The sequence below is a fragment of the Algoriphagus aquatilis genome (assembly GCF_042657405.1).
GTDB lineage: Bacteria > Bacteroidota > Bacteroidia > Cytophagales > Cyclobacteriaceae > Algoriphagus > Algoriphagus aquatilis.
The window spans coordinates 508,682-529,882 of the sequence record NZ_JBHSKS010000001.1 but is presented as its reverse complement, the minus strand read 5'-3'; the positions used below and the strand labels follow the sequence as shown (position 1 = coordinate 529,882).

At 43.2% G+C, this 21,201-nt stretch carries 15 protein-coding genes and 1 riboswitch; of the genes, 3 read left to right on the top strand and 12 right to left on the bottom strand.

Translation table 11 applies throughout. The features are described from left to right. Window positions 1-28: 28 nt before the first annotated feature. The 6 genes from ACFPIK_RS02210 to ACFPIK_RS02185 all read right to left on the bottom strand — a co-directional run bounded on the left by ACFPIK_RS02210 (window position 29) and on the right by ACFPIK_RS02185 (window position 11,540). A complete protein-coding gene (locus tag ACFPIK_RS02210; RefSeq protein ID WP_377911754.1) occupies window positions 29-769 on the bottom strand; it encodes an energy transducer TonB in 741 nt (246 codons plus the stop codon). 113 nt (window positions 770-882) lie between these two features. Next, window positions 883-1,833, bottom strand: a complete 951-nt coding sequence (gene metF, locus ACFPIK_RS02205; RefSeq protein WP_377911752.1) for a methylenetetrahydrofolate reductase [NAD(P)H] — start codon at window positions 1,831-1,833, stop codon at window positions 883-885. Continuing rightward, on the bottom strand, window positions 1,830-4,532 hold the full coding sequence (gene metH / locus ACFPIK_RS02200) for a methionine synthase (protein ID WP_377911750.1): 2,703 nt from the start codon (window positions 4,530-4,532) through the stop codon (window positions 1,830-1,832). Before metH ends, metF begins: the two co-directional genes overlap by 4 nt. Next, the gene (locus ACFPIK_RS02195; RefSeq protein ID WP_377911748.1) at window positions 4,525-5,580 is read right to left on the bottom strand and encodes a homocysteine S-methyltransferase family protein; all 1,056 of its coding nucleotides are present in this window, start codon (window positions 5,578-5,580) and stop codon (window positions 4,525-4,527) included. Before ACFPIK_RS02195 ends, metH begins: the two co-directional genes overlap by 8 nt. Window positions 5,581-5,649: 69 nt before the next feature. Next, a riboswitch (SAM riboswitch) is annotated at window positions 5,650-5,749 on the bottom strand. 99 nt (window positions 5,750-5,848) lie between these two features. Beyond that, entirely contained in the window at window positions 5,849-7,165 is a 1,317-nt protein-coding gene (locus tag ACFPIK_RS02190) for a hypothetical protein (protein ID WP_377911746.1), read from the bottom strand. Window positions 7,166-7,235: 70 nt separating this feature from the next. Continuing rightward, on the bottom strand, window positions 7,236-11,540 hold the full coding sequence (locus ACFPIK_RS02185) for a PAS domain S-box protein (protein WP_377911744.1): 4,305 nt from the start codon (window positions 11,538-11,540) through the stop codon (window positions 7,236-7,238). A gap of 194 nt (window positions 11,541-11,734) precedes the next feature. Here ACFPIK_RS02185 and ACFPIK_RS02180 point away from each other — a divergent pair, with 194 nt between their 5' ends. Beyond that, complete coding sequence (locus ACFPIK_RS02180; RefSeq protein ID WP_377911742.1) at window positions 11,735-12,055, top strand: YbjQ family protein; 321 nt, start codon at window positions 11,735-11,737, stop codon at window positions 12,053-12,055. An 18-nt stretch (window positions 12,056-12,073) separates the two neighbouring features. On the opposite strand, the gene ACFPIK_RS02175 is transcribed toward ACFPIK_RS02180, so the two are convergent. From ACFPIK_RS02175 to ACFPIK_RS02155, 5 genes are all read right to left on the bottom strand, one after another. Continuing rightward, window positions 12,074-12,316, bottom strand: coding sequence for an NAD(P)H-dependent oxidoreductase subunit E (locus ACFPIK_RS02175; protein WP_377911740.1), 243 nt, complete (start codon window positions 12,314-12,316; stop codon window positions 12,074-12,076). After that, window positions 12,316-13,569 carry a DUF819 family protein gene (locus ACFPIK_RS02170; RefSeq protein WP_377911738.1) on the bottom strand — a complete coding sequence of 418 codons (1,254 nt, stop codon included), beginning with the start codon at window positions 13,567-13,569 and terminating at the stop codon, window positions 12,316-12,318. Before ACFPIK_RS02170 ends, ACFPIK_RS02175 begins: the two co-directional genes overlap by 1 nt. Window positions 13,570-13,627: 58 nt before the next feature. Then, the gene (locus ACFPIK_RS02165) at window positions 13,628-14,206 is read right to left on the bottom strand and encodes an NUDIX hydrolase (protein WP_377911736.1); all 579 of its coding nucleotides are present in this window, start codon (window positions 14,204-14,206) and stop codon (window positions 13,628-13,630) included. Between the two features lie 49 nt (window positions 14,207-14,255). Then, window positions 14,256-14,891, bottom strand: a complete 636-nt coding sequence (locus tag ACFPIK_RS02160; protein WP_377911734.1) for a hypothetical protein — start codon at window positions 14,889-14,891, stop codon at window positions 14,256-14,258. A gap of 186 nt (window positions 14,892-15,077) precedes the next feature. Continuing rightward, window positions 15,078-15,584 (bottom strand): hypothetical protein, encoded by a 507-nt coding sequence (locus ACFPIK_RS02155; RefSeq protein ID WP_377911732.1) that lies wholly within the window; start codon window positions 15,582-15,584, stop codon window positions 15,078-15,080. 126 nt (window positions 15,585-15,710) lie between these two features. Between ACFPIK_RS02155 and ACFPIK_RS02150 the strand changes: the two genes are divergently transcribed. Further along, a complete protein-coding gene (locus tag ACFPIK_RS02150) occupies window positions 15,711-17,303 on the top strand; it encodes an ATP-dependent DNA ligase (RefSeq protein ID WP_377911731.1) in 1,593 nt (530 codons plus the stop codon). After that, a complete protein-coding gene (locus tag ACFPIK_RS02145; RefSeq protein ID WP_377911729.1) occupies window positions 17,293-19,749 on the top strand; it encodes a ligase-associated DNA damage response DEXH box helicase in 2,457 nt (818 codons plus the stop codon). Before ACFPIK_RS02150 ends, ACFPIK_RS02145 begins: the two co-directional genes overlap by 11 nt. Here ACFPIK_RS02145 and ACFPIK_RS02140 read toward each other — a convergent pair whose 3' ends face one another. After that, complete coding sequence (locus ACFPIK_RS02140; RefSeq protein WP_377911727.1) at window positions 19,750-21,201, bottom strand: TrkH family potassium uptake protein; 1,452 nt, start codon at window positions 21,199-21,201, stop codon at window positions 19,750-19,752.

Here is a 21,201-nt window from a genome sequence, read left to right as displayed (position 1 = left end):
GTAAGAAATTATAAAAAAATCAATGGATTTAGCTCAATTTGAATTTTAGTGGCAGCTTTATTCTTGTCTCTACAGGAACTCCATTTTCAAGGGCAGGTACCCATCTGTATGGATATTTTTCTAAAACTCTTATTGCTTCCAATTCTAAGGATTTGTGGTTTTCTCCTTGATTAACCACTTTAAGATTCTTAATGACTCCCTCACTGTCAAGATCGAATTCAAGAACTATCATCCCCTCAGCACCTGAGGCACGAGCTTCTGAGGGATAGCGTAACTCTGATGCTAAATAATTATTCCACCCCTTTACTCCACCCTTGGGAGAGGCAGGTGTCAATTCCGGTTTTGGAATCTCAAGACCATCAATACTGAAATACTTTTCGTAGACTACAGAATCCTTTTTCGATAAAATCTCGCTCTTTAAAATTCCTGTTTCATAAAACTGCTTTGACAGTACCTCTTCAGCTAATTTATCTTTCCTAATGACTGATTTGGTTTTCTTGGAAGCATAAAACTCTTTTTCACTTGAAGCCAATTCATTTCCTAAGGAATCAAAAAGGAATGATTTTTCTGAAATCTTTAAAGAATCCTTTGAAAATCTATGAAGTAAAACCATCCTCTCTTGGCTTTGGATCAATTCGAAAAAAGAAAATCCAGAGTTACTGGATTCGCCTACCTCGTACCCATATTTATCCAAAAATCTGATATAGTTCTGGGCAATGGAACCAGCAGAAATCCCAAAAAAAAGAAACACGATAAGGGCTTTTTTCATACAAACAGTCATTTGACATTAAACTAAGTGTTTTTTTATTCATACCCGATTGCATTAAGCAAAAAAGCTCAATTCTTTCACCGAATTGAGCTTTTTTTAGGAAAACGAACAGATCAAAACACCTCCTTAGCCACTTTATAAGTTGCATCCGCCTTACTCATCGTGTAGAAATGCAAAGAAGGCACATATGCTGCTACCAACTCTTTGCACTGCTGGATGGACCAAGCGATTCCCACTTCTTTGACCTCCGCATTGGTTTTGCATTTCTCGAGTTCATCGGTCAAGGCATCAGGCAGGTCCAGGAAGAAAGTTCGAGGGAGCATGGTAATCTGGCCCAAGGTTGTAATGGGCTTAATTCCCGGAATAATAGGCACATCGATGCCCGCTTCACGGACTTTGGCCACGTAATCGAAATACTTCTGATTGTCAAAAAACATCTGCGTCACGATGTATTCTGCACCTTTATCGATCTTTTCTTTCAGGTACTTCAAATCAAACTTCATCGAAGGCGCTTCAAAATGCTTCTCCGGATAGCCTGCCACACCCACACAAAAGTCTGTATGAAAACTATTCTCAGTTTCTTCATGCAGGTATTTTCCGTTGTTCATTTTCACAATCTGCTCCACCAACTCGCTGGCAAAACTGTGTCCATCAGGTTCTGCTGTAAATCGCTCAGCCTTAGGAGCATCTCCTCTTAAGGCCAAGACATTGTCTACCCCGATAAAATTGAGATCAATCAGGACATTTTCTGTCTCCTCTTTGGTAAAACCTCCACAAAGCACATGTGGGACCGCATCTACCTGAAATCGGTTCATGATTGCCGCACAAATCCCAACTGTACCCGGACGCTTTTTAGTACTCACTTTTTCCAGTAGTCCATTAGGATGTTTCTTGAAAATGTACTCTTCCCGATGGTAAGTCACATCCACAAAAGGAGGATTAAACTCCATCAAAGGAGCAATACCTTCGCAAAGTTCTTTCAAACTTTGTCCCTTCAAAGGAGGAAGAATTTCAAATGAAAAAAGCGTGGATTTTGCGTTTTTTAAGTGCTCGGTAATCTTCATACTGTTTGATTCTCTAATTGTTTGGATGGCGTGTAGGCCAAATTTGGGGAAAGCAGACGCTCAGCTTGTTCGATCGAAATCCCCTTTCTCATCGCATAGCTTCCAACTTGGTCTTCGGCAATTTTACCCAATCCAAAGTATTTAGACTCTGGATGACCGAAGTAAAACCCAGAAACAGAGCTGGTCGGATACATCGCAAAGCTTGAAGTCAGCGTGATGCCTACGGTGTTTTCGAGATCCAAGAGTTTCGCAATAGTTTCTTTTTCCGAGTGCTCAGGACATGCCGGGTAGCCTGGTGCAGGTCTGATACCCGGATATTCTTCACGGATCAATGACTCTGTATCAAGTCCTTCCTCCGTAGAATAGCCCCAATATTCTTTTCTCACTATCTCGTGTACATACTCTGCAGCTGCCTCTGCTAATCTATCGGCCAATGCTTTGAATAGAATGTCATTGTAGTCGTCTCCTGCCGCTTGGAACTCGGCCAATTTTGCTTCCATTCCCAAGCCAGCTGTCACCGCAAAGCAACCTAGGTAATCTGTCTGATCAGGATGCAGGTAGTCTGCGAGTGATCGGTTTGGTACTCCTTTACCTTTCTTTCCTTGCTGACGCAAAAAGTGGAATCGGGCAATCTCAAAGTTCTCATCATTCGGCTCAAAGACGACAGCATCATCTTGCTTTCGCTGTACAGGCAGCAAGGTGAAAACCGCCTTGGCAGAGAGCCAACGCTCCGCAATCAATCGGTCCAACATGGCTTGCGCATCTGCGAAAAGCCGCTTTGCCTCGTCTCCTACGATTGGATCTTCGAATATTTTTGGGTATTTCCCACTAAGCATCCACGTGCTGAAGAATGGTGTCCAATCGATGTATTTTTTCAATACCGTCAAATCCAGATCTTCCAAGACAGTTCTTCCCAGCTTTTTAGGCTTCACCGGCTCAAATGAACTCCAATCAATTTCTACTGGATTGGCCTTAGCCTCTTCGTAGCTGACGAGTTGTTTCACAGACTGCTTAGCCTCGTGCTCCTCGCGGAGCTCACGGTAAGTAGCTTTTATTTGTTTGTGATAGGCCTCCTTGGTTTCCTCAGAGATCGCCTCACCTGCGATGGGAACAGACTTACTCGCATCAGTCACGTGAACTACTGTTCCGGAATAGACCGGATCAATCTTCACCGCTGTGTGAATTCTGGAAGTAGTGGCTCCCCCGATCAGCAAAGGAATCTTTAGGCCTTGACGCTCCATCTCAGAGGCCACATTGACCATTTCGTCGAGGGATGGAGTAATGAGACCACTCAATCCGATGATGTCTACCTTGTTTTTGATTGCTTCATCGATTATTTTCTGTGCATCCACCATTACACCGAGGTCGATGATTTGGTAGCTATTGCAGGCCAATACTACTCCAACGATGTTTTTTCCGATGTCATGGACGTCACCTTTCACGGTGGCAAGCAGGATTTTCTTCAAAGAAGATGCCTCTTGTCCTTCTTCCGGTAAAGGCATGAAGGGCTCGAGATAGGCTACTGCCTTTTTCATCACCCGTGCCGATTTTACTACTTGAGGAAGGAACATTTTCCCTTCTCCAAAAAGATCACCTACCACATTCATCCCGTCCATCAGAGGGCCTTCGATCACCTTCAGCGGATTAACTAATTCAAGCCTTGCCGCTTCAGTATCTTCAATGATAAAATCCAAAATTCCCTTCACCAAGGCATGCTCGATACGCTTTGATACAGGCTGAGATCTCCAAGCTTCATTTACCACCTCTTTTTTATCGGCAGCTTTTACAGTTTCTGCGAAATCCAACAATCGCTCGGTCGCATCTTCCCTACGATCAAAAAGCACGTCTTCGACACGCTCCAAAAGATCCTTTTGGATATCCGCATAGACTTCCAACATAGTTGGATTGACGATACCCATGTCCATCCCATGATGAATCGCATGATAAAGAAAAGCAGCATGCATGGCTTCCCTTACTCGGTCATTTCCACGGAAGGAGAAGGATACGTTACTTACCCCACCACTGACTTTAGCTCCCGGGAGGTTTTCCTTAATCCATTTGGTAGCAAGGAAAAAGTCAAGCGCATTTCTGCGATGCTCTTCCATACCCGTAGCTACAGGGAAAATATTCGGATCAAAAATGATGTCCTGAGGATTGAATTTGATCCGATCGACCAAGATGCGGTAGCTGCGCTCGCAGATTTCTTTTCTTCGCTCGTAAGTATCAGCTTGACCCTTTTCGTCAAAAGCCATCACGACCACGGCAGCCCCAAACTTCTTGATCGTTTTCGCCTGCTGTATAAATTCTTCTTCCCCATTTTTCAGGGAGATAGAATTCACAATCCCTTTTCCCTGAACACACTTCAAACCTGCCAAGATGATGCTCCACTTGGAGCTATCGATCATGATGGGAATACGACTGATCTCTGGTTCGGAAGCAATCAAATTAAGGAATCTGACCATCGCAAACTCACCGTCCAGCATCCCCTCATCCATGCAGACATCGAGCACCTGAGCACCGCCTCTCACCTGATCCAAGGCAATTTCCAGCGCTTCATCATAGTTTCCGCTGAGGATAAGTCTGGCAAATTTCTTCGAACCGGTGATATTGGTTCGCTCGCCGATGTTGACAAAATTGATTGTCGGGGTGAAAACCAAAGGCTCCAAGCCTGAGAGTTTCAAATAGTCCTGCTTAGGCATTGCTTCCCTCCTCTTCTAGTTCTTCTTCAATTTTTCGTGGCTGAAATTCCGCCGCCATTTTTGCCAAGGCTTTAATATGCTCAGGGGTTGTACCACAGCATCCGCCTAGAATATTTAGCATGCCTTCCCTCAAAAAGTCTCGCACCTGGTCCGCCATCTCATTTGCCCCCTGATCGTAAGCACCAAACTCATTGGGAAGTCCCGCATTGGGATAGGCCGACACATAGAATGGTGCTTTTTGAGAAAGAACCTTTAAGTAAGGTCTGAGCTCTTTTGCTCCCAAAGCACAATTCAAGCCCACTGAGAGCAAAGGAACGTGAGAAACGGAAATCAAAAATGCTTCAGTAGTCTGACCGGAGAGCGTTCTACCCGAAGCATCGGTAATAGTGCCCGAGATCATGATCGGCACTCCGCCTTCTTTGGGATCTAAGGGAATTCCTCTTTCTTCATATACTTCCTGCACTGCATACAATGCAGCTTTGGCATTCAGCGTATCGAAGATGGTCTCAATTAAGATGATATCTGACCCCCCATCCAACAAGCCTCTCACTTGCTCAGCATAGGCCTCTGCCAATTGGTCAAAAGTAATCGCTCGATAACCGGGATCATTGACATCCGGGGAAATCGAGGCAGTACGATTGGTCGGGCCCACTGCGCCTGCTACAAAACGTGGTTTGGAGGGATCGTTTGCTGTAAACTCATCAGCTACCTCTCTTGCCAATTTGGCTGACTGAAAATTGATCTGATAAGCCAAATGAGACAATCCATAATCTTCCTGAGCAATGGTGGTTCCTGAAAAAGTATTGGTTTCGATGATGTCAGCCCCTGCCTCCAAATATTCCTTATGGATAGCCTTAATGATGTCAGGCCTACTCAAAGACAGTAAATCGTTGTTTCCTTTTAGCGATTTGGGATGATCCTTCAACTCAGATGTTCTGAAATCTTCCTCAGAGAGTTTGTAACGCTGAATCATGGTGCCCATGGCCCCATCTAGGATCAAAATTCGGTTTTGAATGGATTGAAGGAGGGATTCCGTTCGGTTTTGCATCTTGTAATAAGTCAATTCAAAAAGGCAATCGAGCAAAACACGGAGAAAATAACTAACTATTCTTTCTTCCGCTCATCTATTTCCGGCATTTCCGGAACGGGAGTTAGCACCTTGTAGACAGGTTGCTAAGACGTCGCAGGGCCCTTCCCTCGGTCTTTCTCGATAAGCCGAAGCAAAAGTAATATCTAATCTTCAATAAACAGGAGATTTAGGGGACAAAATGAAAATTCTTGACTGGTTTTTTTGAAAAAACAAAAGCTTTTCAGCCTTATGGCCTTAAGCCTATTCCAAAGGTTAAAAAGGGCGCGGACATGTAATCAGTCATCGGTAATCCCCCCAATTTATACCCAGGAAATCCTGCCTCATACCCTCCCGAAGCCGTGATCACCAAATCAAAAAACTTTCTTTCCGTCATAGGTATGCCATATTCAAAAAGAATTTCGGGTTTAGCCATCAGTCCTGCAGTTTTAAGATACCCATCAAAATACCGTTGTTCGACTAGCTCAGGGAAATCGGGTTTTTCATTTGCTGAAAGCGTATATCTGAGATTACCAAATCCCAATCCAGCCATAGCACCGATTGCAAAGTTTTTATACTGAAAGAATTTATAACCCCCGTTACCATAAACTCGAAGACTGTTTAAGCTGTGGGTTTGAGAATTGCTGGCCCGACCATCCATCGCAAGATTGAAGACATCCACACCATAGAGCATTCCATCCGTTTCGCCAAGTATCCGCAATCCCCAGTTACTAGGTTTTCCTTGTAGCGGCTGATAACCATTTTCTTCCAATACAGCATTGAATTTATCCGGTGAAGAAAAATGAATACCCCTGATCAAAGAAATTCCGATTGTAGCGTCTTTATAGAAAAAATTGCGATCGGGCAATGAAATTCCAGCTCCTACTCTCACAAAAGCACCCGCTTGAGCATTGTCAAATGCCAGACCATTCATGGACCAACTTCCCTCAAAGGGACTGAAGGAATACCCAACTTTGGCTAGGATTTCCAATGATTCTTTCCGACCGGGCAGATCAAAATCATAGCTAGCTTGAAAACCAATTTCTGTCAAAAAATCCCCAAATCCGTTTGTTCCCTTCTGGATGTCATTTTTTCGGAGAATAAAACCTCTTTGCGGACTTTGTAAAAAAGAATTGAGATCAGATTCTTGTTCAGAAGGCAGCATCTGAAAATTCATATAACCCATTCCTAGGGACATGTAATGAATCAACTGGAATTTTCCTTCTTCTGTCAATGAATAGCCCACATTCAACAAAGCTCTGGAGGTCCGATACTTGATATCAAACTGGTCAAATTCACTGGTTTTGCTTTGATGCTGAGTCAGTTCAAAGCCAACCACAAAATCATTAACTCGAGTCTGATAACCCAAACCATAGGTACGGTATCTATTTCGAAGCGGTGAGAGTCCTCGATCCGAAAGAAGCTCATTGAACTGTCTGATTTTAGCACCTGAACTGCCCGTGAAGCCATAAAACGAGGATCTTTTTTCCATCAGTTTTTGAGCTTGAACAGAATAAGCAAGAGCTAATGTCAAAAAAACAGGAATGATACGCTTAAGGTAATTCATTGACTTGGTTTAAAATGGTCGGCTAGATTTGGCCATTTCCTACTTGACAAAATTAATGCTAAACCAAAATTCAACCCTGATCTTTTGAATTCAAAACCTTACTTATTTTCTCATACAACACTTCAGGAGAAAATGGCTTGGGTACAAAATCATCAAATCCTGCCTCATTCAATTCATCTTTTACTTCATTGTAGGATGCTGCTGTCAAAGCCAAAATCGGAACTTGGGACTTTTCAAGATTCTTATTCTGGCGGATAGAAGTAGCCACTTCAAAACCGTCCAATTCGGGCATTTGCAAATCAAGGAGAACCAAATCAAACGAATGTTGCTCAAAAATCTCCAAGGCCTCTTTCCCGTCACTTGCGATAAAGAGTTGGCCCGCATTCCATTTGGTCAAAAATTTACGGATCAAAATCTGGTTGACCACATTATCCTCTGCTACCAAAATGGATGCTTTTTCCAATGATTTAGAGCTGGAAGGTGTGGAGCTTTCTGCCTCTTGTTTTGGTTGAACCAACTGCTCAAAAGGAATCGAAAATTCAAATACACTTCCCCCTCCTGATCTATCTGTCAGCTTGATATGACCTCCATAGAGCTCAACCAGTCGTTTGACTATCGCCAATCCCAAACCAGTGCCTCCATATTTTCTAGTAGTAGAGGAAGATGCCTGAGTGAATGCCTCAAAAATGCTTTTCTTTTTGGCATCCGGTATCCCTATTCCGGAATCTTCAAATCGGAATTTGATTTCAGTTTTACCTTCTTTTACATTTTCTCTTAAAAGCGAAATTCTCACAAAACCCCTTTCCGTAAACTTGACGGCATTCGAAACCAAATTATTAATTACCTGCCCGAGGCGAAGTGGATCGCCGATCAAAGTTTCCGGAATAGCTTCGTCGATTTCACAGCTGAGCCGTAAGCTTTTTTCATTAGCCTGAAAACTATGTGAATGAACAATCCTGTGTACGACATTTCTCAAATCAAAGGAAATTCGCTCCAATTCTACTTTTCCAGAATCAATCTTATTGTAATCCAGGATATCATTGATCAGAGCCATTAGATTCTCGGCTGAGAATTGAAGGGTTTTAAGGTTTTCCAATTGGTCAGGCCGTGGATTTTCTTCCATCAGAAAATGAGTTAAGCCAATCACCGCATTCATTGGCGTGCGGATCTCATGGCTCATCACGGATAGAAACTGCGACTTGACCAAAGACGCCTGTTCTGCCTTTTCTTTGGCTATTCTGAGCTCCTGTTCTGCTTCTTTTAGCTTTGACACATCACGCGCAATCCCGGTGTAAAAGCGCTGCTGTCCAGATTTGTCCTGAATCAGTTTACCATTGGAGCTGAAAACCCTGTAGGTACCATTGCGATGTCTAAGTCTAAACTCCAAAAACTGAGTTGAGGAAAGCAGATCTTTCTTCTCCTCCAACATGACCCGAAACTGATCAAGGTCATCAGGATTCAAAAACTCAAAAATACTTCTGCCAGTCACTTCTTCAGAACTGTAATCCAGGAATTGCTTCACATTTGGAGATACATACTGCAGCATGAATGTCTCGGAGAGTGAAAAGATTATTTCGGTCGATTCCTCCACCAGGCTCCTGTATTTTTCCTCAGAATTGATTAAATCCTGCTTGGCCTTATGCTCCTCCTGTATGTCCCGAATGATGCTGAGAGCATATTGCACCTGATCATTTTCTATAATTGGACGGATTATTCGATGGTAGTGCCTTCCATTGAGAGAGAATTCCGACTCGACAATTTCCCGATCAAAATAGACCCTATCGAGGAGCTGACTCACTTGTTCGTAAGAAGTCAGCTGAAGTTCGCTGAGATGCTTACCTTCAAAATCTTCCCTTCTCAAGCCCCAAGCGGCAAAATTGCTGCCTTCTGCCAAAATGTACCTTCGCTGGGAATCAAGAAGAAAAATATTTGTCCTCGGTATGTTGGACGCCAATACCCTGTATTGCTTGTCTCTTTCTTTTTGAATCGTATCTATCCGCTTTCGATCGGAGATATCCTGAAAAAGGCCCTCATGCAAAATGATGTTTCCAATATCATCTTTTACATCAGAAGTACGATCCTCTACCCAGATGAACTCCCCTTGTGTGGTTCTGATTCTGTATTCCCCAGAAAATGATTTAATCCCCTCTTGAACCGTCTGAATTTTAGCCAGGTCCAAGATGACTTCTTTGTCATCTGGATGAACCAAATTAAGAAATGAAACCTCATTTCTAATCAGGTAGTCGGCGTCGTATCCAAATCTATTGATGTTGTCAGAGATGTATTTAATCCGGTATTCATCGCTGGGGTCAACTCGAAAAAGAACAACGGGGCTATTTTCAATGATCAACTTTGCCCTTCGGGCCACCTGCTCTGATTTGTACTTCTCTGCAAGACTATGAAGAATGAATGAATAACCGATTTTTTCTTCCCCTTCTGAAAATATTGGCTGTAAAGTCATTTCAAAAGGGGATGCCTTTGAATGGAGAGTTTTGATAAATTGTTCAGATTTCCAATTTTCTTTTTGATTCAGAGATTCAGCAATCTCTTTGAGATCCTCATTTTCTCTCCAATCTATCTCTAGTAAATCCTCAAGCTGACCCCTAAAGGACTGGGCAGTCCCTGGACAGCAGAGTTGCACCGCCGCTTCGTTGAGATAGATCACTTCCAGGGAAAGATTTGTGACTACAATTGGATCGGAAACCTGTGCAAGGATTTGGGATTGCAATCTCAGATATCCATCTGCAGCTCTTTTATGTGTGATATCTGTACAAAACCCGTAAATCTCCAATCCTTGGCTGAGGTAGTCGCGCTTCCCTTCAATCTCGTAACTGATGTGCTTTGATTTGCCATCTTGAGCGGTAATCGTAAACTCTCCCGAAGTGCGCTGGAGATTTTCAGAAGCCTGCTTCAGGTTGTGTATAAATTCCTTTCTGAATGCTTTGTCTATTTTATAGATCAATACAGCAAAATCCGTGATGACAGGTCGATCACCCATCCCAAGGAGCTTGGACAATCCGGCTGAAAAATGAAATCGCTTGTTATGAGCCCCAAACCTCCACGAACCTGAGCTGGAAAGTATTTCAGTGTTTGCAAGTAAGTTTTCATTTCGCTGCAGCCTCCTCATCATTTGACTGCCAAGGTATGCTCCAGCCAAGATATCCCCCAATTGCTTGAAAACCTGAATTTCCTTTTCTTCAAAAAAGAAAACTCCCTGAATAAATTCGAATTGGATGATCCCCAGGAGTCTTTGACCGGAAATAAGTGGAACCAGAAGCATTTTACGTTCTACCTCTTCCCTGTTCAGTTTGGATTTAAGCCTTAAGGTTCTTAGAATAACTTTTCCGTTCTCCAATTCACTCTTGACCGAATTAATCAGCCCAAAATACCTTGGGCTAGCCACCGTAGATTGATCTCCAGATTTAGTCCAGTGATTCAAAATTTCCAATTCGCGAGTGTCTCGGTTTATGATGAGAATTTTGGATTCCTCAGCCTGAAGCATTTCTCCAAACTGTACTAAAGCTTTGTCAAACTCATCTTCCAAATTAGACCAGCGACCATTGATCAGCTGGGCTGATACCAAATTGATTTGATTTTCGATCTCATACCTACGCTGAAGCGATTGCTCAGTGAGGATAAAATCAGTGATGTCTCTCGAACTGAAGAGGATCCCCTGAATTTGAGGATGATCAAGAAGGTTTCTGGCAAAACTCTCCAAGTAGATTCGCCTACCTGTGGAAAGGTTGATCCAAAAATCCAAAGCCACTTCTTCGTTTGAATTTAGAATTTCATCAAAGCTACCCTTGACTATTTCGAATATGCCAGCTGCTATAAACTCCTTATAGTTTCTACCCAAGAGATCAGAGGCAGGAATACCGATATTTTTTTCTACCGAATTACTGACGTAGAGGTAATTCCCGTCCTGATCGAAAATAGCTATCAGGTCATGGTAATTGGTAAGAATACTCTGCATGTATCCATGCTCCCGACCTAAAGCATCTTCAAGGGCATCCTGCCGAGTTTGAACAGAATCGTCAGTTTTTTGGATCTTTTGACCTTTCGCAATCAAAAAACGAGATGAATAACTTGATGGCAAAGGGGTAAAACACCATTCATGCAATACATCCTGATCGGATTTGGTGGTAAGTGGAACTTGAACTTTTGGCAAGGATCCCTTTCCTTCCAAGAAATAATTTTCAAGGACAAGTAGATGAGCTGGCTGCCTAAAATAGTCTTTCCAATTGTCCCCTATGGAAACAAAATTCTCCAGAAAATACCTGTTGAAAAAAATAATCTCGTCAGAGTCCATTAAAAAAAGTGGTTCTTCGAGTTGATTGAAAAAGTCCGAAATATCGAATTGTTGAAATTGATCCATAGGATTAAAACTCACTCCCCTAACTTGGGAAAACTTTTTAAGAGAAAAAACTACTTTTTAAGAAAGGCATTTCCTTTATCGGGTTACAATTTTGTAAAAGATCAGAAGGTTCACATCATGAATTGACCTAAAAGGCAAAACTTTTTACCCCAGCACTCGTGACAATGCTAGTTAAATCTTAAACAAACCCCATTATGATTATTTCCACTACCAGCACACTCCAAGGTTATCACATTGACCAATATTTAGGATTAGTCTCCGGTGAAACCATCATCGGCGCGAATATTTTCAAAGATTTTTTCGCAAGTATCACCGATATCGTAGGTGGTAGATCCTCTGCCTATGAACAAGTACTCCGCGAGGCTAAAGCTACTGCCATGGCTGAAATGGAAATGCAGGCCAGACAGTTTGGAGCTAATGCCATCATCGGTATTGACCTAGATTATGAAACCATCCGAGAAGGCATGCTAATGGTCACCGTCAGTGGAACTGCAGTAAAGACTACAAAACTATAACACAAAAGCCCTGAAATATCAGGGCTTATTTATTTGCGAAAGAACAACATCCAAAGTGGCTTTTTTGCAAAAATGATCTCCTACAATTACCACCGGAGCAGATTTGCACATATCCATACATTGGGTTCTTATCAGCTTTACATTGCCTTTTATGTCACCTGACTTTGCAGACTCCTTAAGTTCTTTCCTCAGCGATTTACCTCCGGATTTTTTACAATCCGATCCTGTACAACAAAAAACCAAGGTCTTTGAGTGCTTCATCACAAACCGGATATCCACTGCATCATCAAGCCACTCAGGTAAGCGCCATAGGTGCCTGCAGCATAACCCAACACGGCTAATAACACTCCTACTGGTGCCAACGACGCATCAAATGCCGAAGCAACAATAGGGGCAGACGCTGCACCACCCACATTTGCCTGACTTCCTACGGCAACATAGAAAAACGGCGCTTTGATGATCCAAGCTACCACTATCATGATCAATACATGAAAAACAATCCAAATAATCCCGATTAAAAATAAAATGGGATTATCCAACACAGCTCCAAGATCCATTTGCATCCCAATAGTAGCCACCAGCACGTAAAGAAGAACTGAACCCATTCTGGAAGCTCCTGCTCCTTCCAATTCCCGAGCTTTGGTAAACGAAAGAAGCAAACCCGCTGTCGTAGCAATCACCACAATCCAGAAAAAAGCTGAATTCAAGGAATACTGATCCAATTCTGGATAGTTAGTCCCAAACCAAGGTGCGATGTAGTCGGCTGCAAAATGGGAAACTCCCGTGACTCCAAAACCAATTCCGAAAATCAGCATGGTATCCTTTAGACTCGGGATCTTCATAATCCCTTCTCGAAACTTCGCGATTCGGTCCCTCAATTCATAAATAGCAGTGGTATCTGCTTTTAGCAGTTTGTCCAGCTTTTCAGGTTTGGCAGCCCAATAAAGTAAAAAGGCCATCCACAGGTTGGCAACCAAAACATCTACCGCAATCATTTGTCCAAAGAGTACCGGACTTGCACCAAATACCTCCAGCATCGCTGTCTGATTGGCACCTCCTCCAATCCAGCTACCCGCGATGGTCGATAATCCTCTCCATATTTCATCCGGCCCGGTACCCGCATAGATATCCGGATAAATCAAGCCAACAACAATCAAAGCAAAAGGTCCTCCGAGCATAATCCCTACCGTGCCCGCCAAAAACATGGTCAAGGCTTTGGGCCCCAGCTTCAATATTCCTTTAAGATCAATACTGATCGTAAATAGGACCAAAGAAGCAGGCAACAAATAGCGGGAGGCGACTTTATATAAATTGGAAGACTCTCCTGAAATCAAGCCCAAGGAATTGAAAACTGCCGGGATGAAATAACACAGGAGAACTGTAGGCACATAGGTATAAAACTTAACCCAAAATGGATGCTTACTCGCTGAACTTGCAAAAACAAAGGCTAAGGTCGCCATGAGCAGACCAAAAACTACTGCATCATTGGTCAATAAAGGAGTGCTTTCTTCCATAATTTGGGCTTAATTTCTAAGTACAACAATACCAACAAAAGCCCAAAAAGACCAATTTCTAGGCCTTTTTCCCTTCCAATAGGTGAATCAATTCACTCAGGATCATAGCCGTAGCACCCCATACTATCTCTCCATCAATTTCAAAGTAAGGTGTTTCCAACTGTAAACCTCCACCTAGATCAAGCTGAGTTCGTTTTCTGATTTGGGGTTGAAAAATTGAGCTAACTTCAGTTCTGATGATTCGAGCAACTTCCTTTTGCTCAGGTACCAAGTATGGCGTCTCGGCTAGGAATCCTACCACAGGAGAAACCAAAAAATTACTGGTCGGAATATACAAATCTGATAGTCTTCCCAATACTTCCACCTTTCCGGCCTCAATTCCAATCTCCTCTTCTGCTTCTCGGAGTGCGGTAAAATACACATCCGGATCATTTGGCTCTACTTTTCCTCCTGGCAAAGCTACTTGACCACTATGGACACCTGGGTATACAGGTCGTTTAATCAGCGGAAAAAAACCTTTTCCATCCTCAGGAAAAAACAAAAGAAGGACAGCACTTTTTCGGTGATTGTCTGGAATTTTTGGAGAAAATCTCCTCATATCCACCGGTAGTGGCGACATGTGAAGATGAGCATCCATTCCCGGCAAAGGGTTTTGAAAAGCTTTAGACAACAGTTCTTTTAAAAAATCAATTTCCATTTGTGGAAAGGTCCAATCCCTTCAGCCTACGACTCAGATACGATTCAGGAGAATACTCACCAACCACCTTTTTCAATTTAAATTGGCTCAACAGATGCTTGTCAGTACGAATAAGCCAAAGCATGGGTCTAAATCCTTCATCCTCCTGAAAATATCCCATGACCAAAAACTCACTCGGACTCAACCAAAGGCCTTCTTCAAACATCCCAGAAGGTCCCATAAAGAGCAAACGCTCCTTCATTCCATCCGCCCGATACCAAATCACTTCTGAGTCAGGATTAAGGTAAGGCTTATCCAATCCGTCTTGTGCTTCAATTTTGTAAGAATAAATATCGACGGTACCATTGCCTTCAGGATGGGCAAACTGGTAAGGAAAAAGAGGATCTCCCACCAGAATAGGATTTTTTTCAGGCATTTCCATAGGATCTATGGAGTCCGTAAATACCCACTCAAATTCCTCCATTGCCATGTTGATACCTTGGCTTGTCCAATGCGATTTCCAGGCTGATTTTTGACTGAGACCGAGTTCTAACTTTTGAAAAGTTGCCTCCATGGACTCCTCAGATGGTTGGGTATCCATCTTTTCTTCCTCAACAGATTCTTTCCCGCTGCAGGATAAAACCATTAGTACGAGGACAGCGAATAGATAACTTTTCTGAATTGAGGTCATAATAAAAACTATGAGCTATGAAACTAAGCTAAGGAAAGGAAAAAACAAATCAGTCAATTCGAAATTGAATTACAGAACACCAATAAGAATTAAAAAAATAATTTAAATCTGATCAGGAAAACTGGCCATTCAGTCTAATTTTTAAAATGTGTTCCCACATATAGCCAATTGGTCAAGAGCAAACTTGGCTGTTGATTTTGGACCAATATTACCCGAGGCGAGAATCACTCCGTAATCAGGACCTTCGTTGGCCAGGTGGATTTTGATATGCCCATCAAAGGATTTCATCGATTCGAAGGTAAGTTTGGAACCATCAGACAAAATCCCCAAGACAGTCACAGATTCCAGACTTCTGGCAGATACTGGATTCAGCAAAAAAGCAATCGGGCTGTCCTTCTGATCGTAACTTCCAAAATGCAAATGAGCAGGATAGGTATAATCCGTGTTAGCTGTTGATCCATCCATTCGTAAAGTCATCTCCAAGCCACCATTGGTCATTTCTCTGATCAGCACCTTTCCTCGAAAATTATAGGTACTGGATTGATATAAAGAAAACTCCAATTCTTCACCCGTGTAATTTTCTTCCTTAGACTCCGAACATGAGGTAAAGAAAAGAGCTGCTAAAAAAACAAGAAGTAACTTTTTCATGGATTGCCAGTTTTGAGCTAAAACGAAGAGCATGTAGATGCTGTTCATTTTTCTTCTAAAATTATCAATTTCGCCCGCAAAGCAATTCTTCCTTCTCATCAAATCCGGTTAAAGCAGCGCTCAATCATGAAAAATTTTGCGGAGTTAATTACTAGACTGGATCAGTCCAACAAAACCGGAGATAAACTCGAGGCTTTGGAATCCTTTTTTAAAACGGCATCTCCTGAAGACCAAATCTGGGGAATTGCAATTTTCTCTCACAGAAGACCCAAACGCCAAGTCAATACACGCCAATTGCGAACCTGGTGCCAAGAACAGGCTGGCATACCCGATTGGTTGTTTGAAGAATGTTATCAATCCGTGGGGGACCTAGCCGAGACCATCGCACTCCTGCTTCCACCTGGTCAGTCCAGCCATGAGAAAAACTTATCCGATTGGATTGAGGAATTAAAATCACTTGAAAATCAAGAGGAAGAAACTAAAAGGAAATTCATTCGCTCTTCCTGGGATTGTCTTGATCGAACAGAGCGATTTGTTTTCAACAAACTAATCACCGGAGGATTCCGAATTGGCGTAAGCCAAAGCCTTATCATTCAAGCCCTCGCCAAGCACCTTGGAGTAGACAAATCACAAATTGCCCATGCCTTGATGGGAAATTGGGATCCCGAACAAACCACCATGGAGATGCTAAGATCTCCTGTAGGAGTGACCAAAGACAGTTCCAAACCCTATCCCTTTTTCCTCGCGCATCCTTTAGAAGTTGCTGTTTCTGATTTGGGAGAAATCGAGGAATGGATTGCTGAATGGAAATGGGACGGTATTCGGGGACAGTTGATCCGCAGAGAAAATCAATCCTTCATCTGGAGCCGTGGAGAAGAACTGGTAAACGAGAAATTTCCCGAAATCTTGGATTTGGCGGCAAGCCTTCCCGAAGGCACTGTGTTGGATGGTGAAATCATCGCTTTCCAAAACGGTCTCCCACTCCCTTTTTCAATTCTTCAAACTCGAATTGGTAGAAAAAACATCAGCAAAAAACAGTTGCAGGAAGCTCCTGTAAGCTTTATCGCTTATGATATCCTAGAATGGAAAGGTCAAGATATTCGAAACTGGCCCATGCACCAACGAAGATCGCTTTTGGAATCTCTCCATCAGTCCAATCCGCATCCCCGATTCGAGCTTTCCCAACGCGTGCAAGCCCAGTCCTGGGAAGAACTGACCCAAATCAGGCAGTCCTCAAGGGATTACCTAGCCGAAGGTCTAATGCTGAAAAAGGCCTCTTCGAGCTATGAAACCGGACGAAAGCGTGGAAGCTGGTGGAAATGGAAAATCGAACCCTTGACCATAGATGGCGTCATGATCTACGCCCAAAAAGGCCATGGTCGCAGGGCTGATTTGTACACGGATTACACCTTTGCGGTATGGGATGGAGAAGCATTAGTTCCTTTTGCCAAAGCGTATTCGGGATTGACCGATGCAGAAATCCGAGAGGTGGATGCATTTGTCAAGAAAAACACACGAGAGCGATTTGGTCCGGTTCGTACTGTCACAGCTGAATTGGTATTTGAAATTGCATTTGAAGGAATTCAAGACAGCCCTCGTCACAAAAGTGGGATTGCATTGCGATTTCCTCGAATTTCACGCTGGAGAAAAGACAAACCCAAGGAGGAGGCCAACACGTTGGAGGACCTCAAAGCCTTGCTAAAGCAGTATGGAGGATAAGCGACTAAAAATCGGACTGGAGTACTTTCAAAAGAAAGGCTGGACTCCCTTTCCTTTCCAAATCCAAGCTTGGCAAGACTTTTTGGACGGAAAATCCGGATTGCTCAATGCACCCACTGGTTCTGGAAAGACCTTTGCACTTTGGTTTCCGGCACTTTTAGAATACATCGAAAACCATCCTGATACTTGGCAAAAACCTCAAAACAATGGAATCCAGCTTATTTGGGTGACGCCGCTTCGGGCTTTGGCACAAGATCTCCAAAAAGCCATGCAAGAAGTCTGTGAGGTGATCGGTCTGCCTTGGCAAGTGGCTGTACGAAATGGAGACACCGACCCCAAAACTCGCTCAGCCATGAAGCGAAGGCCTCCGGAGTGTTTGATCACTACACCGGAAACACTTCACATTCTGATTTCTCAAAAGGATCACAAAGAGCTTTTCCAATCCCTCAGCGCCGTAGTCGTAGACGAATGGCATGAACTAGTGGGAAATAAACGCGGCGTACAAGTGCAGTTGGCATTGGAATACATGCAAAGTATCAACCCCAACAGATTCAAGCGTTGGGCAGTATCAGCTACCATCGGCAATCTAAGCCAAGCCGCTCAAACTCTTTTGGGCAGCAACCTTCCTGTCCACATCGTGAAAGCCAAGGTGGAAAAGGAGATTATCATCCATTCTGTTTTTCCGGAGGAAATAGAGAAATACCCGTGGTCGGGGCACTTGGGAATCAAGCTGATGGATCAGGTGATCGAGATCATTGAGGGAGGTAGATCTGTGCTTCTTTTCACCAATACCCGTTCGCAAACAGAGATTTGGTACCAGAAAATATTGGAAGCCCGTCCCGATTGGGCAGGCTGGATTGCCATGCATCATGGTTCGCTTGACACCTCCGTAAGGTCTTGGGTAGAAAATGCGCTTCATGAAGGCATACTCAAGCTGGTAGTTTGTACCTCGAGCTTGGACTTGGGTGTGGATTTCAGACCTGTGGATCGGGTGATTCAGGTGGGAAGCCCGAAGGGAGTTTCACGATTTGTACAGCGAGCAGGCCGGGCAGGTCATCAGCCTGGATTACCTTCCGAGATCTACTTTGTGCCGACCAATTCGCTTGAATTGATTGAAGTGGCGGCTCTAAGAAGTGCGATTGAGCAGGAAGAAATGGAGTCTCAGTTTACGCCCGAACTCCCCTACGATGTGCTGATTCAGTTTTTGGTCACCTTGGCAGTAGGTGATGGGTTTGATCCAAAAGTGATTTTCCCGATAGTGAAAAAGACTTCTTCTTTCACCAAGCTTTCCGATCAAGAAATTCAATGGGTGATGGATTTCATTACCAAGGGTGGTGCATCACTGGGCAGCTATGAAGATTTCCTCAAAGTAGTGGAAGATGAGGATGGAAAGTATCGGGTGAAAAACAAGAAAATAGCCATGAAGCATCGCCTCAGCATGGGTACCATTGTGAGTGATGTGGCCCTGAAAGTGAAATTCAAAAACGGCACCTACCTGGGCACTGTCGAGGAATACTTCATTTCCAAACTGAAAACAGGCGACCGTTTTTTCTTTGCCGGAAGGAATCTGGAGTTGCTTCAGGTAAAAGGACTTGATGTCTTTGTCAAAGTCACCGAAAAGAAAAACAGCAATGTGGTGAGTTGGATGGGTGCAAGAATGTCGCTTTCCTCCATGCTTTCGCACAAAATCAGGGAAATTTTCCGGGAATACAACCAAGGAATCATCCGCTCGGAGGAAGTACGAAAGGTCTTACCGATTCTGGATTTACAGAGTAAGCTTTCCATCGTCCCGGACGAAAACACTTTTCTTATCGAATCCCTACAAAGTCGGGACGGATATCATTTATTTTTCTATCCCTTCGAAGGGCGCATGATGCACGAGCTGATGAGTGCGCTGATTGCCTACCGGATTTCTCAGAGTTTCCCCGTTTCGCTCAATATGGCGATGAATGATTATGGTTTTGAGATTCTGTCGGACGTACCTATTTCTGCCGAAGAGATTTTGGAAGAGGATATCTTTAGTCTAAAAAATATCGAAGATGACATTCTCCACTGTGTGAATGAAAGCGAGATGTCACGAAGGAAATTCAGAGAGATTGCGAGTATAGCCGGTTTGGTCTTTCAGGGTTACCCCGGCAAACCCACCTCCTTTAAGCACATCCAGGCTAATTCAAGTTTGCTCTTCCAGGTCTTTGAGCAGTACGATCCGGATAACCTTCTACTAAAACAGGCACGCGAAGAAGCGCTGAATCAACAAATGGAACAGGAGATGTTTATCCAAGCGATGAAAAAACTGAATCGCTTAGAGATCGTTGTGAAGCATCCAACTCAGTTTACACCATTCTCTTTCCCGATCATGGTGGACAGACTCAGCCGAACCAATATTTCTTCCGAAAGTGTGGAGGACAAAGTGGCTAAGATTTTGGCACAAATGGAAATGGACTGATCAATTGGCTCTCCAGAAAAACGGAGTGAATAAAATCAGAATCGTAAACAATTCAAGTCTTCCCAAGAGCATCAAAAACGACAGCATCACTTTAGCCTGTGGAGAAAAGAATGCAAAATTATCGACTGGACCCACATCCCCAATGGCAGGTCCAACATTGCCCAAACAGGTGGCTACCGCACCTAAAGATGTTGCAAAATCATACCCCATCAAGGATATCACCAAAGATCCCACCACGAATGTGATCAGATAGATGAGCAAAAAGTTCATGATGTTATTGATGATCCTCCCTGTTACTCGTTCTCCATTGATAATCAAAGGAACAACTGCTCTAGGGTGAACAATCCGCTTAAACTCTAGCCAGGTATTTTTCAAGAAAGTAGCGTGACGAACAAACTTGATCCCTCCTGCCGTAGAACCAGCAGATGCACCCAAAAACAATAGCATAAAACAAATAAAGGCCACTCCTTGACCATATTGGGTATAGTCATCTGATACGAAACCTGTGGTCGTAATCAGGGAAACCACTTGAAACATCGCTTTACGCAAGGAAAACTCCCAACCGTAATCAGACTGAGCATAAATCGGAACGAACAAAATGAAAGAAAGCATGACCACCGCTAAAGCGTAGGATTTAAACTCATCACTTTTCAATATCCGACTAAACTTACCCACCAGTCCAAAGTAAATGAGGGTAAAGTTCGTACCTGCTAAAAACATAAATACTACTGCAGTATACTGGATAAATGGATAGGCATCATAGTATGCCATAGAGGCGTTTTTTGTTGAAAAACCACCTGTAGCCAGTGTTGTCAACGCGTGATTCACCGCATCATAAAGTGTCATGCCTCCTGCCCAATATAGGATTGCTGCCAAAGCCGTTAGACCGCCATACACATACCAAAGACGTTTGGCAGTTTCGGAAATTCTCGGATGAACCTTATCAGAAGTTGGTCCTGGAGATTCGGCTACAAAAAGCTCAATACCACCGATCCCCAAAAGAGGAAAAATGGCAACGGTCAATACAATAATTCCCAATCCACCGATCCATTGAGTCATGCTTCTCCAAAAAAGCAAGCCCTTGGGCATTGCCTCGATATCAGTCAAAATTGAGGCACCCGTGGTAGTTAATCCTGACATGGTCTCAAAAAGTGCATCCGAAACACTGGTAATTTCTTTGGAGAGGATAAATGGAAGCATCCCAAATCCTGTCATAAAAATCCAGCTGAGGGCTACAATGAGGTATCCTTCCCTCTTTCTCACAAATTCATCTTGCTTTGAAAATGAAAAGAAAAGTGCCATTCCTATGAATAATGAGATGGCTGCTGAAATCATGATGGGAGAAGAATCTTCTCGATAGATCCATGAAATGGAAGCAGCTGGAAGCATTAGCACTCCTATTAAGAACAAGAGCGCTCCCATGATTTTACCGATGGCCTTGAGGTGAATCAT